Genomic DNA, 15193 nt, shown 5'->3' with positions numbered 1-15193 from the left:
CCTCCCCGGGATCCTAGGGAGGGGGTTCAGGGGCTGGTGGTGGAAACCGCGAAGACGCGGGGGAAGGCCGGGTCCGTGAGGTCGACGGTGATGTCGGTGGACGGGCGCGGGTCCTCGCGGTCGACCGTGGTGCCCGACCAGGTCAGACCGTCGGGGAAGGTCCAGCCGACGATGTCGGCGTCCCGGTCGGAGACGGTGATCCGGCCGGAGGTGAGCGCGGAGCGGCCGGTGCCCGACTCGGCCAGGAAGGTGTCGAGGCCGGTCGCCGTGGTGGTGAACCGCACGTACAGCCGGCTGGTCTTCCAGTTGCTGGTCTCGTAGTAGGCGACGCCGGAGGCGCCCGCCGGGACGGGGACCTCGAAGACCCGGCGCTTCATCAGCGAGGGCCAGTTGTCCTGGAGGCCGACGACGGAGGACTCGCGCTCCTTGTCGATGCCGCTCTCCCGGCTCTGCCCCGCGGAGATGACGAGGTAGCCGGCGGGGATGCCGACGAGCAGGACGATGATGACCGCCGTCAGCCAGCGGCGGCGGATCATGCGGCCCCGGTCCTCCGGCAGCCGCCCCTCGGGCGACCGCGGCTCGGGCAGCAGTTCCTCGGGGGGGCCGGCCGGCGTGCCGGAGGGCGGGTGGTGCAGGGTCATGAGCCGGGTTCCTCGGGGGTGCGGGAGGTGCGCCCGTGGGTGCCGGGGCGCAGCGCCTGCGCGTAGCGCTCGTACCGCTCGTAGCGCTCCACCCGGCGCCGGTTGGCGCGGCGGAAGCGGCGGGCGACGAGCCGGGCCAGGTCGGCGGCGCCGACCATGCCGGCCTCGGGGCCGAGCTGGGCGCGGGTGATCCGGGCCTCGGGGCGGTAGCCGCGGCCGGTGAGGTGGCGGCGGAAGGCGTCCCTGGCGGGGCCGATGAGCAGGTCGTCGGCGGCGGAGACGCCGCCGCCGATGACGAAGCAGGAGGGGTCGAGGGCGGCGGCGAGGTTGGCGATGCCGACGCCCAGCCACTGGCCGATGTCCTGGAGGAGCTCGACGCACATGGCGTCGCCCTCGCGGGCCAGCTCGGTGATGAGGGGGCCGGTGATCTCGGGGATGTTCCCCTTCACCCGCTCGATGATCTCGTAGGCCACCGGGGAGTCGGCGGCGGCCAGCTCGCGGGCCTCGCGGACCAGGGCGTTTCCGGAGCTGTACTGCTCCCAGCAGCCGCGGTTGCCGCAGGGGCAGCGGTGGCCGCCGGGCACGACCTGCATGTGCCCGAACTCGCCGGCGACGCCGTACTTGCCCCGCTTGACCTTGCCGTCCTCCAGGATGGCGCCGCCGATGCCCGTACCCAGGGTGATCATGACGAGGTGGTCCTCGCCGCGTCCGGCGCCGAAGCGCCACTCGGCCCAGGCGGCGGTGTTCGCGTCGTTGTCCACCATGACGGGGACGGCGAGCCGGTCCTGGAGGGCGTCCCGGAGGGGTTCGTTGCGCCAGGCCAGGTGGGGGGCGAAGAGGACGCGGGCCCGGTCGGCGTCGACCCAGCCGGCCGCGCCGATGCCGACGGCGTGCACGTCGTGCCGGTCGGAGAGGTCCAGGACCAGCTCGACGATGGTGTCCTCGACGACCTTGGGGCTCTTGGACTTGTCCGGGGTCTCGGTGCGGATCTTCTCCAGGATGGTGCCGTCGGCGTCGACGACGCCCGCCATCACCTTGGTCCCGCCGATGTCGATGCCCACCGTCGGCACCCGGGGCGCCGACAGGTGGGAGCGCCGCTCGCGGGTGCCGACGGTCCGCAGGACGCCGCCCCGGGCGGCCGGGTCACGGTAGGTGTTCACCGGGTCGATTCTGCCAGGAGGGGCGTCGGGTCCGCGTGATGAGACCTCGGGGCGGGTCACGGCCCGGCGGGCCGCTCCAGCTCGTGGCGGAGGTCGTCGAGCTCGCTGCCGCCCGCCATCTGGCGGGTCAACTCGTCGAGCGTCACCGAGTCCTTGGTGTGGCTCGCGGCCATCACCCCGCGCTTGAGCAGCACGAAGCGGTCGCCGACCAGGAAGGCGTGGTGGGGGTTGTGGGTGATGAGGACCACGCCGAGGCCCTGGTCGCGGGCGGCGGCGACGTACTTGAGGACGACGCCGGACTGCTTGACGCCGAGGGCGGCGGTCGGCTCGTCGAGGACGAGGACCTTGGCGCCGAAGTGGACGGCGCGGGCGATGGCCACGCACTGGCGCTCGCCGCCGGAGAGGGTGCCGATCGGCTGGTCGACGTCCCGGAGGTCGATGCCCATGCGGAGCAGCGCCTCGCGGGTGGTGGTCCGCATCAGCCCGGTGTCGAGCCGCTTGAGCGGGCCCTTGCCCTTCGTGGGCTCGGAGCCGAGGAAGAAGTTCCGCCAGACCGGCATGAGCGGGACGACGGCCAGGTCCTGGTAGACGGTGGCGATACCCCGGTCGAGGGCGTCGCGCGGGTTGGCGAGCGAGACCTCCTCGCCCTCGACGCGGAAGGTGCCGGCGTCGTGCCGGTGCAGCCCGGCGACGATCTTGATGAGGGTGGACTTGCCGGCGCCGTTGTCGCCGAGGACGCAGGTGATCTCGCCCGCCCGGACCTCCAGGGAGACCCCTTCGAGGGCGCGGATGTTGCCGTAGTACTTGCTGACGTCGTCCAGCTGCACCAGCGGAGCGGTGTCGGTCGTCACTTGGTGGCCTCCACGCGCTTGCGGATCCAGGCGTTCAGGAGGGTCGCGAGCAGCAGCATCGCGCCCAGGAAGAACTTGAACCAGTCGGGGTTCCACTCGGCGTAGACGATGCCCTTGCTGGTCATGCCGAAGATGAGGGCGCCGACGGCGGAGCCGATGGCCGAGCCGTAGCCGCCGGTGATGAGGCAGCCGCCGATGACGGCCGCGATGATGTAGATCAGCTCGTTGCCGACGCCCTCGCCGGACTGCACGACGTCGAAGGAGAACAGCAGGTGCTGGCCGGCGATCCAGGCGCAGAAGGCCACGCCCATGTAGAGGCCGATCTTGGTCCGGTAGACCGGGACGCCGACCGCGCGGGCCGCGTCGGCGCCGCCGCCGACGGCGAAGATCCAGTTGCCGAAGCGGGTGCGGAGCAGGATCCAGGTGGCCACCGCCACCAGGCCGAGCCACCACAGGATGGTGACCTTCAGCTCGACGCCGCCGACGGTGAGGGTGGAGGCGAAGACGGAGTGGGCGGAGGGGAAGCCCTCCATGTCGGCGATCGACTTGGTGGAGACGGTGCCGGCGATCAGCTTGGTGAGGCCCAGGTTCAGGCCGGTGAGCATGAGGAAGGTGCCGAGCGTGATGATGAAGCTGGGCAGTTTCGTCCGGGTCAGCATGAAGCCGTTGAAGGCGCCGACGGCGAGGGTCACCAGGAGCGAGACGCCGACGCCTACCCAGACGTTCGCGGTCATCTGGTAGCTGAACATCGAGGACACCAGCGCCGAGCTGGTCACCAGGACGCCGGCCGAGAGGTCGAACTCGCCGCCGATCATCAGCAGCGCGACCGGGACGGCCATGATGCCGAGGGTGGAGGCGGCGTAGAGGACGGTGCCGAGGCTGGCGGGCCGCAGGAAGCTGTCGGCGACGACCGCGAAGAAGGCGAAGACGGCGATCGCGCCGACCACCGAGCCCAGTTCGGGGCGGGCCAGGAGCTTCTTCAGCGGGGTGGTGCGCAGCAGCCGTTCGTCGACGTGGTCGACGCCGTCGCCTCCCGCGGGAGGTGCGGTGGCGCTCATCGGGTCCCCCGCTCCGTGTACTTCTTCAGCTCGGCGGCCTGGTCCTTGGTGATGATCTGCGGTCCGGTGAGGACGGGCTTGCCGCCGCCGAGGACGTCGGCGTTGTAGCGGTAGAGCCAGAGCAGGTCGACGGCCTCGTAGCCCTGGAGGTAGGGCTGCTGGTCGACGGCGAAGCCGAGGGTGCCGTCGGCGAGGGCCGTCGCGACCTTGGCGTTGAGGTCGAAGGTGTCGACCTCGGCCTTGCTGCCGGTGCTCCGGACGGCCTGCACGGCCGCGTCGGCGAAGGGCGCGCCGAGGGTGACGACGGCGTCGACGTCCTTGTCGGCCTGGAGCTTGGCCTCGATGGACGCCTTCACGTCGGGCATGTTGGTGCCGTCGACGTAGAGGTTCACGAGTTCGCCGTCGAAGGTCTCCCCGGCGCCGGCGCAGCGCTGCTCGTGGCCGACGTTGCCCTGCTCGTGCAGGACGCAGAGCGCCTTCTTCCTGCCGCGCTCGGTCAGCTCCTCGCCGACGGCCTCGCCGGCGACGGTCTCGTCCTGCCCGATGTGGGTGAGGGCGCCGAAGTCCTTGGACTGCGCGGCGCCGGAGTTCACGGTGATCACCGGGATGCCGGCCTTGACGGCCTTCTCGACGGCGGCCTTCATGGCGTCGGGCTTGGCGAGGGTGACGATGAGCCCGTCGACGCCCTTGGCGACGTACGAGTCGATCAGCTGCGCCTGCTGCTGCGCCTCGTCGCTGTGGGCGTAGAGGAAGTTGATGTTGTCCTTGGCGGCGGCCTGCTCGGCGCCGTTCTGGACGATGTCCCAGAAGGTGTCCCCGTCGCCGGAGTGGGTCACCATCGCGAAGGTCCAGCGGGGGGTGTCCACGGCCGCCCGGCCCTGGGCCGCGGCCGCCTTGCGGGCGTCCTCCGCCCGCTTGCCGCCCGTGCTGCTGCACCCGGCGAGCGCTCCCGTGAGCGCGAGTGCGAGCACGGCGCCGATCGCGGCGCGTACCCCTCCTGTCCGAAGCCTGGTCACGAGGCCGTGCCCTCCTTTGTGTCCTTCTGCGTGCATTGCAGTATCGGTCATGCGGGTACCGCCGCTCGTCAGGGGGCCCTACCCCGCTCCGGCGGGCCCTACGTACGGACCATCGAAGGCGGCGCGAAGGGGCAGCGGCGGGGCGCGCCGGGATGACCTTGACACCGCCCCGACGGGCGGCTCACGGTGGGGCCATGCGCATCGGACTCATCGGTACGGGCCGGATCGGGAGCTTCCACGCGGGGGTCCTCGCCCGGCATCCGGAGGTCGGCTCGCTGGTCGTCGCCGACGCCGACCCGGCGCGGGCGGCGACGGTGGCGGCGGCGGTGGGCGCCGAGGCCGCGCCGGACGTGACGGCGCTGCTCGGCCGGGCCCGGGACGCGGTGGCGATCGCCTCGGCGACGGCCGCGCACGCGGAGCTGATCGCCCGGGTCGCGCGCGCGGGCCTGCCGGCCTTCTGCGAGAAGCCGATCGCCCTGGACGTGCCGGGCACGCTGGTGGCGCTGGCCGCGGTGGCGGAGGCGGGCACCGAGCTCCAGCTGGGCTTCATGCGCCGCTTCGACGCCGGCTACCGCGCGGCCCGGGAGGCCGTCCGGGCGGGCCGGCTGGGGAGGCTGCACACGGTGCGGACGGTGACCTCGGACCCGGAGCCGCCGCCCGCCGCCTACCTGCCGCTCTCCGGCGGCCTCTTCCGGGACTGCATGGTCCACGACGTCGACATCGTGCGCTGGGTGACCGGCCGGGAGGTCGTGGAGGTGTACGCGCGCGGCGCGGACGCGGGCCCGGCGATGTTCCGCGAGGCCGGGGACGTGGACACGGCCGCCGCGCTGCTCACCCTGGACGACGGCACCCTGGTGACCGCGACCGCGACCCGCTGCAACGGCGCCGGCTACGACGTGCGGATGGAGCTGGCGGGCGACCGCGACCAGCTGGTGGTGGGCCTGGACGAGCGCACCCCGCTCACCTCGCTGGAGCCGCACTCGGCCGCTCCCCCGCCCAAGCCCTGGCCCGGTTTCCTGGAGCGCTTCGGCCCCGCGTACGAGGCGGAGCTGGACGCCTTCGTCCGGCTGGTGCGCGGCGAGGCACCCAACGCGTGCGACGGCCGCGAGGCCCTGGCCGCCCTGCGGGTCGCGGACGCCTGCGAGCGCTCCCGGCGCGAGGGCCGTCCGGTGCGGGTGGACGGATAGGGCCGGGATCCGTCCTGCCGCGAGGAGGCATGGCATGGCATGGCGTCGCGTCGCGTCGCGCCCCGGGCCGTACGGACGGTCCCGGGGTCTAGCCGACCGTGCGGACCGTGCCCTGGGCGAGGGCGCAGAGGGTTTCGGCGCCCTCCTCGTCGACGGTGAGGAGTTCGCAGCGGACGACGGCCTGGCGGCGGCCGGCGTGCAGGACCTCGGCGCGGGCGCGCAGGGTGACGCCGACGGCGGGGCGGACGTAGTCGATGGAGTAGCCGGCGGTGAGGACGGCGGGGCCGAGGGCGGCGCCGGCGGCGAAGGTGATCGCGTTGTCGGCGGCGTACGAGAGGACCCCGCCGTGCACGAAGCCGTTCTGCTGGAGCAGGTCCTCCCGGATCGGGAGCTCCAGGGTGGCGCCGCCGTCGCCGAAGGCGCTGACGTCGGCGCCGACGAGGCGGCTGAACGGCTGGGCCCGCAGGATCTCGCGCGCCGTGGACAGGGCGTCGGTGGTGGTCATCCGCCTCACCCTACTCGCCGGTACGGCCCTGCGGGTCGTCGTCGAGGAGGCCGGCGTCGTGGACCAGGAGGGCGACCTGGACCCGGTTGTTGAGGCCGAGCTTGGCGAGCAGCCGGGAGACGTACGTCTTCACGGTGGGGACGCTCATGAACAGCTGGGCGGCGATCTCGGCGTTGGAGGCGCCGCGGCCCACCGCGACGGCCACCTCCCGCTCGCGGTCGGCGAGCGCGGCCAGCCGGTCGGCGGCGGTGCTGCGCCGGGGCAGGGCCTCGGGCGCCCCGGCGACGTGGCTCATGAGCTGGCGGGTGACGGCCGGGGAGAGGACCGGGTCGCCCGCGGCGACCCGGCGGACCGCGCGGGCGATCTCGGCGGGCGCGGTGTCCTTGAGGACGAAGCCGGCGGCCCCGGCGCGCAGGGCGCGGAGCACCTGCTCGTCGGCGTGGAAGGTGGTCAGGACGATCACCTCGGGGGCGTCCGCGCGGGCCCGCAGCCGCTCGGTGGCGGTGAGCCCGTCGACGTGGGGCATGCGGATGTCCATGAGGACGACGTCGGGGGCGAGCCGGGCGACGAGGTCGGGGACCTCGCTGCCGTCGGAGCCCTCGCCGACGATCTCGATGGACTCGGCGCCGCCGAGCATCAGGGCGAGGCCCGCGCGGACCAGGGGGTCGTCGTCGACGAGGAGCAGCCGGATGGTCATGCGGGCCACGGTAGCCAGGCCGTGAGGGCGAACCCGCCCCCGGGGGTCGGGCCGTGGTCGAAGCGCCCGCCGGCCAGGACGGCGCGCTCGGAGAGCCCGATGAGGCCCTGGCCCGAGCCGGGGACGTGCGGCACGGCTCCGCCGGGCGCGGGGTTGCGGACCTCGACGGTGAGCCCGTCGCCGGGCCGGCCGCCGATGACGACGGTGACCTCGGCGCCGGGGGCGTGCTTGCGGGCGTTGGTGAGGCCCTCCTGGGCGATGCGGTAGACGGTGCGGCCGGTGGCGGCGGGCACCGAGCCGGGGTCGTCGACCGTGGAGTCGAGGACGACCCGCATCCCGGCCTCGCGGGACTCCTCGACGAGCGCGCCGAGGGTGGCGAGGGTGGGCTGCGGCCGGTCGCCGCCGCCGCTCTCCTCCCCCGGGGCGCGCAGCACGCCGATGATCTCGCGCAGGTCCTGGAGGGCGTCGTGGGCGCTGTCGCGGATGACGCCGGCGGCGCGGGCGATCTGCTCGGGCGGGGCGTCGGGCCGGAACTCCAGGGCGCCGGCGTGGACGCTGAGCAGGGTGAGCCGGTGGGCGAGGACGTCGTGCATCTCGCGGGCGATGGCCTCGCGGGCCAGCCGCTGGGCCTGCGCGGCCCGCAGTTCGGCCTCCGCCTCGGCCCGCTCGGCGCGCTCGCGCAGCGCCTCGACGAGCTGGCGGCGGGCCCGGACGAGCATGCCCCAGGCGGTGACGAGGAGGGTGAGGGCGACGCCGAGGACGATCCCGAGGGCCGCGCCCGTCTCCGGGTCGGGCCGGACGAAGACGGTGGCGACGGACCCGGCGAGGGCGATCCCGACGATCCAGGCGATGTCCCGGAAGGGCCGCCGGACGGCGACGCTGAAGAGGCTCGCGAGCATGGCCCCGGCGGCGACCGGGACGAGCGCGCCCACGACCGCGAGCACCGCGGCGAGGCCCGTCGGCCACCTGCGGCGCAACCAGAGCGCGCAGCAGGCGAGGGCGCCGGCGATCTGGTCCATCAGGTTGACGGGGTCGCTGTGGTAGCGGGAGCTCGTGTCGAGGGCGACGAGTCCGAAGAGCGCGGCGAGCAGGAAGATCAGGGTGTCGACGACCCAGTCGCGCACGGTGCGCCGGGGCCGGGTGGCCCCGGACCCGCCCGGTGCGACCAGGTGGGAGGGGAGCAGCCAGCGCTGCCGGTCCGTTCGCGTCATATCCGCAATGTACGCAGCCGGGACCCGCCGCACCGGTCCCCGGCGTCCGGCGTCGACCTAAGTCGCACGGATCGATACTTCGGTCGCGGGGCGGTGGACCGGCGGCGGACGCGGCGGGCCGCGGGGCGCTTCCATGATCGTCCCATGAGGAAATTTCTTGAGGTCAGCGGCTTCCTGCTCTGTGTCTTCGGCGTCTGCGGCGTGATCCGCGAACTGACGGACGGTTGGTTCTCGTTCATGGGCCTGACCCGCTTCCTGACGGACCACGTGTGGTTCCTGGAGGGCCGCGAGGTCTACGCGAACATCGTGATCGCGGTCCTCGGCCTGGTCCTGATGATCGTCTCGGACCGGGTGGAGAAGAAGGTCTGACCGTCCGGGCCCGCCGTGAGGCGGGCCCGGGCCTGCTCACCGCCTACGGGGCGTCGGCGCCGCGGCGGCCCCAGGCCGTGCCGGCGAGGACCAGGACGGCGCCGGCCAGGCCGAGGACGCCCGGGCGGTCGCCGGCGAGCGCGATGCCGGCGAGGGCGGCCCACAGCGGCTCCGTACCGAGCAGCAGGCTGACCCGGGACGCGGAGGTGCGGCGGACGGCCCACATCTGCACGAAGAAGGCGAAGAGCGTGCAGAAGACGGAGAGGAAGACCAGTCCGGCCCATTCGCGGGGGCCGAAGTCCAGCGCGGTCGCCCACGGGGTGGCGCCGCCGCCGACGGCCGCGAGCACGGCGAAGGCGAGGACGGCGGTGCCGAGCTGGACGGTGGTCAGGGAGAGCGAGTCGGCCGACCGGACGGCCTTGATCCGGGCCATGGCGAGGACGTGCACGGTCCGGGCGACCGCCGCCAGGAGGATCAGCAGGTCGCCCGAGGAGGGGGCGGTGAAGCCCGCGCCCTGGGTGAGCAGGACGACGCCGGCGACGGAGAGCCCGGCGGCGCCGAGGAAGCCGCGCGAGGGCCGGGTCCGGGTGACGGCCGCCTCGGCGAGCGGGGTGAAGATCATGGTGAGGCTGATGATCAGACCCGCGTTGGTGGCGGAGGTGTGGACGACGCCGTAGGTCTCCAGGAGGAAGATCCCGGCGAGGATCCCGCCGAGCAGGGCCGCGCCCCGCCACTGCGCGCCGGTCAGCGCCCGCAGCCCGCGCCACCCGGCGGCGACCAGGACGGGCACCACCAGCGCGAAGCGCAGCACGAGGACGGCGACGACGGTGTGGCTGGTGGTGATGCCCTTGGCGGCGAGGTAGCTGCCGCCCCAGAAGACGGCGACGAGCAGCAGCGGCAGGTCGGTGAGCCAGGCGCGGCGCCGGACGGAGGAGGCCGCGGGTGCGGCGTACGGCGAAGCGGACGAAGCGGCCATGTCGGTCCGGGTCTCCAAGTCTGCTGACGGGGTGGAGACTTCGTCGGCTCGCACGCGGAGCGATCACCGTACCCGGCGGTGCCGGTGGTGACTACACAAATCTTCCGGGCCCGCTCAGGCGTAGCTGCCGTACGTCGGGCGGCCCACGCGCTCGTACGTGTGGAGGGTGACGCCCGTGCCGGTGACGGACGCCTCGACGAGCCGGAAGGCGGTCGGCCGGACCCCCTCGGCGAAGAGCCGGCGGCCGCTGCCCAGGACGACCGGGAAGACGTGCAGGTGGAGGGTGTCGATGAGGTCGTGGTCGAGCAGGGTGCGGGCGAGCCCGGCGCTGCCGTGCATCTGGATCTCGCCGTCGAGGCTCTCCTTGAGCGCGGCGACCTCCTGGACGACGTCCCCGCGCAGCAGGGTCGTGTGCTCCCAGCCGGCGGAGTCGAGGGTGGTGGTGGCGACGTACTTGGGCAGGGCGTTGAGCTTGCTCGCGACGGGGTCGGACGGGTCGGTCTGCTTCGGCCAGTAGCCCGCGAAGATGTCGTAGGTGCGGCGGCCCAGGAGGAAGGCGGTGGGCCGGGCGAAGATCTCCTCGATGCGGCGGCCGAAGTCCTCGTCGCCGAAGGGCACGGACCAGCCGCCGTGCTCGAAGCCTCCGCTGCGGTCCTCGTCGGGGCCGCCGGGGGCCTGGTGGACGCCGTCGAGGGTGAGGAACTGGGTGAGGCTGAGGGTGGCCATGGCGGATGCCTTTCGTCGTTCGCTTCCATCGTGTTCCACCGGTGTCGACCGCGCCGGGCGGCGGAACTCATCGGTCCCGCCGAACTCGGTGTCCGATGGCCGCCAGCACGGACTCCCCGCCCCGAGTTTCCTTGAATCCGCAACCAGTTGTGCGATCCGAGGAGGCAGAAGGCGATGTCCACGATGAACGGGACGGCGGTACTGGTGACGGGCGGCAGCCGCGGCATCGGCGCGGCGACGGCGGTACGGCTCGCCCGGGAGGGCGCGGACGTGGCGTTCACCTACGTACGCGACGAGACGGCGGCCGAGAAGGTCGCGGCCCGGATCGAGGCGGCCGGCCAGCGGGCCCTGCCGCTGCGCGCCCAGCCGGACGACGCCGGGGAGGCGGCGGGCGCGGTGCACCGGGCCGCGGACGGCCTGGGGCGGCTCGACGTGCTGGTCAACAACGTCGGCGTCGGCGTCCTCGGCCCCCTCGCCGCGCTGACCCTCGCCGATGTGGACCGGGTGCTCGCGGTGAACGTCCGCGCGGCCTTCCTCGCCTCCCGGGCGGCGGCCGAGCGGCTGCCGGACGGGGGCAGGATCATCACCATCGGCACCTGCATGACCCTGCGGGTACCGGGCCCCGGCGGGACGCTGTACGCGATGAGCAAGGCGGCGCTGGCGGGCCTGAACCGGGCGCTGGCGCGCGAGCTGGGCGGGCGCGGGATCACCGCGAACCTCGTCCACCCGGGCCCGGTCGACACGGACCTCAACCCGGCGGACGGCCCGATGGCGGAGGGGCAGGTCGCGCTGACCGCGCTGGGCCGCTTCGGCACCCCGGACGAGGTGGCGGCGGCCGTCGCCTACCTGGCGGGCCCGGACGGCCGGTACGTGACGGGCGCGGAGCTGTCCGTGGACGGCGGGCACGCGGCGTGACGGCCGCGCCGGAGGAAGAGGTTCGCGAGGGCGCACCGGTGCTGTCGGGTCGGTGCGCCCTCGCGGGCCGGGCGGGGTGTCGTACCCGCCCAGTCGGGGGTGGGCCCGGCGCATGAGCCGGAGGGCGCGCGGGGCCGGGGGCCCGGAGGGTTCTCCGGGCCGTCGCCGGGGGCCGGTCGGTGTCGGCCGGCCGGGCCCCCGGAGTCGTACGGGCTCCGCTCAGCCGCCCAGCTCCTGGTGGCGGGCGGTGAGCCGGGCCGCGCCCGCCTCGGTCAGGGAGCCGAAGAGACGGAGGCGGGAGATGCCGCCGTCCGGGTAGATGTCGATCCGCACCCGGGAGCCGACGGCCGGCGCGTCGAGCACGAAGCGGTGGTTGGTGTCGGGCTGGAGGCGGGTCCGGGGCAGGATCTCGGTCCAGTCCTCGGAGCCCTCGGCGGCCACGGAGAGCGCGGCCCAGCCGGCGCTGTTGCCCTTGAGGTAGGCCGTGTCGATCTCGACGGCGCGGATCGCGGACTCGGCGACGAGGGAGTAGCGGATCCAGTCGTTGCCCTTGTCGCGGCGGCGGCGGGTCTCCCAGCCGTCGTCCATCTTGCGGGAGCGGCCGGGCTGGATGGTGTTGGTGGCCGGCGAGTAGAAGCGGTCCGAGGCGTCCTCGACCTGGCCGCCGTTCTCCAGGGCGGCGAGGTCGAAGGTGCCGAGGACGTCCAGCCACGCCGGGTCGGGGGCGACCTCGCCGTACACGCGGAGGCGGGCGATGCCGCCGTCCGGGTGCTGGTTGACGCGGAGGTGGGTGAAGCGCTGCTCGACGTCGACGGCGAAGCCGTTGGCGGCGTGGCCGCCGATGGCGGTGCGCGGGACGAGCGTCGTCCACTTCACGTCGTCGGCGAGCAGGTCCTCGGGCGAGGGCGAGCCGGCTACGGACGTGGCCTCGACGGAGACGGCCTGCGGGTAGTTGCCGCGGAAGTGGGCGGTGTCGACGACGATGCCGCGGATCACGCCGGGAGCGCCGAGCCGGACGAGGGCCCAGTCGTGGTCCTCGGCGGTCGGGTGCGGCTCGGCGGCCGAGACGCCGCGCCGGCGGCGGGTCTCCCAGCCGTCCATGATCTTGCCCTTGTGGCCGAAGTGCTCGGGGTCGAACTCGGCGGCCTCGGGCTTCAGCAGGTTCTCGCGCTCGGCGAAGAACTCGTCGTTGGCCGCGATGACGCCGGCGCCGAGGCGGCGGTCGGCCAGGTCCGCGTACTGGGTGAAGGGGAACTCGGCCGTGCGGTAGTCGGCGTACGGGTCGCCGCCGCCGAAGGGGCTGGCGTCGCCGGTGAAGGAGGGTATGCCGGTGCTCACGGGTCAGTTGTTCCTTTCGAGGAGGCGGCCGGAGGGCTCGGCCAGGGTGCCGCGGTCGTTGATCCGCTCGCCGCGCAGCCAGGTGGAGGTGACCACGCCGTGGAGGGTCTTGCCCGCGTAGGCGGTGATGCGGTTGCGGTGCTGGAGCTCGACCGGGTCGACGGTGAAGGTCGCCTCGGGGTCGATGACGGCGAAGTCCGCGTCCTTGCCCTCGGCGATGGCGCCCTTGCGGTCGAGCCCGGCGAGGCGGGCCGGGCCCTCGGACATCCAGCGCACGACGTCGGTGAGGTCGTGGCCGCGGCGGCGGGCCTCGGTCCAGATCGCGGGCAGCCCGAGCTGGAGGGACGAGATGCCGCCCCAGGCGGAGGCGAAGTCGGGGGTCTTCAGGTCGGCGGTCGACGGCGAGTGGTCCGAGACGATGCAGTCGATGACACCGTCGGCCAGGCCCTGCCACAGCGCGTCCTGGTTGACCGCCTCACGGATCGGCGGGCAGCACTTGAACTCGGTGGCGCCGTCCGGGATCTCCTCCGCCGTCAGGGTGAGGAAGTGCGGACACGACTCCACCGTGACCTTCACGCCCTCGGCCTTCGCCGCGGCGATCAGCGGCAGCGCGTCCGAGGACGACAGGTGCAGCACGTGGACGCGGGCGTCCAGCCGCCGGGCCTGGTCGATCAGGTTCTGGATCGCGGTGTTCTCCGCGTCCCGCGGCCGCGAGGCCAGGAAGTCCGCGTACTGCGAGGACGACTTCTGCGGCGCGGCCGCCAGATGGTGCGGGTCCTCGGCGTGCACGATCATCAGCCCGTCGAAACCGGCGATCTCCGCCAGGGACCGGGCCAGCTGCTCCTGGTCCAGCTCGGGGAACTCCTCCACGCCCGACGGGGACAGGAAGCACTTGAAGCCGTAGACACCGGCGTCGTGGAGCGGGCGCAGGTCCTTGACGTTGTCCGGCAGCGCACCGCCCCAGAAACCGACGTCCACGTGCGCCTTCGCCCGGGCGACGTCCTGCTTGGTCCGCAGGTTCTCCACCGTCGTGGTGGGCGGCAGCGAGTTCAGCGGCATGTCGACGATCGTGGTGATGCCACCGGCGGCGGCCGCGCGGGTCGCCGTCCAGAAGCCCTCCCACTCCGTACGGCCCGGGTCGTTCACGTGCACGTGGGAGTCGACCAGACCGGGCAGGACCACGTCGTCGCCGACGTCCTCCAGGACCGCCCCGGCCGGCACCTCGGCGTCGTACGGCAGCACCGCCGCGATCGTCCCGCCCGAGACGGCGATGGCCGCCGGCCGCGTGCCCTCCGGGGTGATGACCCGTGTCGAGCGCAGTACCAGGTTGACGTCCACCATGCCCCTTCCCGTTCCACTTCCACGAAGCAGAATTTCAACGAACTGTTGAAGGAGTCTGCGGCCGGGACGACATGTCGTCAAGGGCGCGCCCCTCCAGGGAACACCCGAAGGACCCTGCTTAGATGTTTCCACAAAGTGGAATGCGAATTTCGTACAGTAGAAGGTAGCTCCGCACAGGCGGGGCGGACCCGACCCCCGCCGAGCAGCCGCCGACAACGGACAAACACCCCGCTGACCGGCCGGTACGCCGGGCCCCGCACACTGTGCCCGGCCCGGCGGCCCGGTAGGCTGCTGCCTTGCCCGCCTGCCCCGAAAGGACCGTTGACGTGCCGCCGTCCAGCGCCAGCACCACCGACGCCGCCAAGCCCGCCGCGAGCGGTGGCGTCCAGTCCCTCGAGCGCGCCTTCGACCTTCTGGAACGGATGGCCGACGCGGGGGGCGAGGTCGGGCTCAGCGAGCTCTCCGCCAGCAGCGGGCTCCCGCTGCCCACGATCCACCGCCTGATGCGCACCCTCGTCGCCTGCGGCTACGTACGCCAGCAGCCGAACCGGCGGTACGCGCTCGGCCCCCGCCTCATCCGCCTCGGCGAGTCCGCCTCCCGCCTCCTCGGCACCTGGGCCCGCCCCTACCTCGCCCGGCTCGTCGAGGAGACCGGCGAGACGGCGAACATGGCGCTCCTCGACGGCGACGAGATCGTGTACGTCGCGCAGGTGCCGTCCAAGCACTCCATGCGCATGTTCACCGAGGTCGGCCGCCGGGTGCTGCCGCACTCCACCGGCGTCGGCAAGGCGCTCCTCGCGTACACGCCCGACGACGAGGTGCGCGCGCTGCTCGCCCGTACCGGCATGCCGGCCGCCACCGAGAAGACCATCACCACGGCGGACGGCTTCCTCGCGGCGCTCGCGGCGGTCCGCGAGACGGGGTACGCCGTCGACGACAACGAGCAGGAGATAGGGGTCCGGTGCCTCGCGGTGTCGGTGCCCGACTCGCCCACGGCGGCGGCCATCTCCATCTCCGGCCCGGCCGGACGGGTCACCGAGGCGGCCACGGAGAAGATCGTCCCCATCCTCCAGCAGGTGGCCCAGGAACTCTCCACCGCCCTCACCACCACCACCCCCAACACCCAGCCCTGACCCCGGGCGCCCCACTGCGGGCTGCGCCCGTCTGGGGCTCCGGCTCCGCCGTTCCGTTGTGGGCAGTTG

At 73.6% G+C, this 15193-nt stretch carries 16 protein-coding genes; 4 read left to right on the top strand and 12 right to left on the bottom strand.

Annotated features, from left to right (window positions below; translation table 11 throughout):
• Positions 1-26: 26 nt before the first annotated feature.
• Genes IE321_RS31000 through IE321_RS30980 form a run of 5 tightly spaced genes read right to left on the bottom strand, consistent with a single transcriptional unit; the run spans position 27 to position 4726 of the window.
• Positions 27-641: a hypothetical protein gene (locus tag IE321_RS31000; RefSeq protein ID WP_226651458.1), complete on the bottom strand. Its 615-nt coding sequence runs from the start codon at positions 639-641 to the stop codon at positions 27-29.
• On the bottom strand, positions 638-1801 hold the full coding sequence (locus tag IE321_RS30995; protein ID WP_190225321.1) for an ROK family glucokinase: 1164 nt from the start codon (positions 1799-1801) through the stop codon (positions 638-640). Before IE321_RS30995 ends, IE321_RS31000 begins: the two co-directional genes overlap by 4 nt.
• A gap of 56 nt (positions 1802-1857) precedes the next feature.
• Entirely contained in the window at positions 1858-2652 is a 795-nt protein-coding gene (locus IE321_RS30990; RefSeq protein ID WP_043223975.1) for an ATP-binding cassette domain-containing protein, read from the bottom strand.
• Positions 2649-3710: an ABC transporter permease gene (locus IE321_RS30985; RefSeq protein WP_043223974.1), complete on the bottom strand. Its 1062-nt coding sequence runs from the start codon at positions 3708-3710 to the stop codon at positions 2649-2651. The genes IE321_RS30990 and IE321_RS30985 overlap by 4 nt, the downstream gene beginning before the upstream one ends.
• On the bottom strand, positions 3707-4726 hold the full coding sequence (locus IE321_RS30980; protein ID WP_079021987.1) for a sugar ABC transporter substrate-binding protein: 1020 nt from the start codon (positions 4724-4726) through the stop codon (positions 3707-3709). The genes IE321_RS30985 and IE321_RS30980 overlap by 4 nt, the downstream gene beginning before the upstream one ends.
• Positions 4727-4920: 194 nt before the next feature.
• Between IE321_RS30980 and IE321_RS30975 the strand changes: the two genes are divergently transcribed.
• Positions 4921-5913: a Gfo/Idh/MocA family protein gene (locus tag IE321_RS30975; RefSeq protein ID WP_190225320.1), complete on the top strand. Its 993-nt coding sequence runs from the start codon at positions 4921-4923 to the stop codon at positions 5911-5913.
• A gap of 88 nt (positions 5914-6001) precedes the next feature.
• Here the strand turns inward: IE321_RS30975 and IE321_RS30970 are convergent, their stop codons facing one another.
• Genes IE321_RS30970 through IE321_RS30960 form a run of 3 tightly spaced genes read right to left on the bottom strand, consistent with a single transcriptional unit; the run spans position 6002 to position 8326 of the window.
• A complete protein-coding gene (locus tag IE321_RS30970) occupies positions 6002-6418 on the bottom strand; it encodes a PaaI family thioesterase (protein ID WP_190225319.1) in 417 nt (138 codons plus the stop codon).
• A gap of 10 nt (positions 6419-6428) precedes the next feature.
• A complete protein-coding gene (locus IE321_RS30965) occupies positions 6429-7115 on the bottom strand; it encodes a response regulator transcription factor (RefSeq protein ID WP_190225318.1) in 687 nt (228 codons plus the stop codon).
• Positions 7112-8326: a sensor histidine kinase gene (locus IE321_RS30960; RefSeq protein WP_190225317.1), complete on the bottom strand. Its 1215-nt coding sequence runs from the start codon at positions 8324-8326 to the stop codon at positions 7112-7114. The genes IE321_RS30965 and IE321_RS30960 overlap by 4 nt, the downstream gene beginning before the upstream one ends.
• Before the next feature lie 144 nt (positions 8327-8470).
• Between IE321_RS30960 and IE321_RS30955 the strand changes: the two genes are divergently transcribed.
• Positions 8471-8695 carry a hypothetical protein gene (locus IE321_RS30955; RefSeq protein WP_190225316.1) on the top strand — a complete coding sequence of 75 codons (225 nt, stop codon included), beginning with the start codon at positions 8471-8473 and terminating at the stop codon, positions 8693-8695.
• A 43-nt stretch (positions 8696-8738) separates the two neighbouring features.
• On the opposite strand, the gene IE321_RS30950 is transcribed toward IE321_RS30955, so the two are convergent.
• A complete protein-coding gene (locus IE321_RS30950) occupies positions 8739-9671 on the bottom strand; it encodes a DMT family transporter (protein WP_190225315.1) in 933 nt (310 codons plus the stop codon).
• Between the two features lie 114 nt (positions 9672-9785).
• On the bottom strand, positions 9786-10397 hold the full coding sequence (locus tag IE321_RS30945) for a dihydrofolate reductase family protein (RefSeq protein WP_190225314.1): 612 nt from the start codon (positions 10395-10397) through the stop codon (positions 9786-9788).
• 174 nt (positions 10398-10571) lie between these two features.
• Here IE321_RS30945 and IE321_RS30940 point away from each other — a divergent pair, with 174 nt between their 5' ends.
• Positions 10572-11312 carry an SDR family NAD(P)-dependent oxidoreductase gene (locus tag IE321_RS30940; protein WP_190225313.1) on the top strand — a complete coding sequence of 247 codons (741 nt, stop codon included), beginning with the start codon at positions 10572-10574 and terminating at the stop codon, positions 11310-11312.
• A gap of 219 nt (positions 11313-11531) precedes the next feature.
• Here IE321_RS30940 and alc read toward each other — a convergent pair whose 3' ends face one another.
• Entirely contained in the window at positions 11532-12650 is a 1119-nt protein-coding gene (gene alc / locus IE321_RS30935) for an allantoicase (protein WP_043223964.1), read from the bottom strand.
• Positions 12651-12653: 3 nt separating this feature from the next.
• The gene (gene allB / locus IE321_RS30930) at positions 12654-13991 is read right to left on the bottom strand and encodes an allantoinase AllB (protein WP_043223963.1); all 1338 of its coding nucleotides are present in this window, start codon (positions 13989-13991) and stop codon (positions 12654-12656) included.
• A 326-nt stretch (positions 13992-14317) separates the two neighbouring features.
• Here allB and IE321_RS30925 point away from each other — a divergent pair, with 326 nt between their 5' ends.
• Positions 14318-15124, top strand: coding sequence for an IclR family transcriptional regulator (locus IE321_RS30925; protein WP_043223962.1), 807 nt, complete (start codon positions 14318-14320; stop codon positions 15122-15124).
• The last annotated feature ends 69 nt before the right edge of the window (positions 15125-15193 follow it).

Origin of the sequence: Streptomyces hydrogenans (genome assembly GCF_014656075.1) — a bacterium.
Classification (GTDB): domain Bacteria; phylum Actinomycetota; class Actinomycetes; order Streptomycetales; family Streptomycetaceae; genus Streptomyces; species Streptomyces hydrogenans.
Note: the sequence above shows the minus strand (reverse complement) of the source record. Positions and strands in the feature narration are given on the sequence as shown.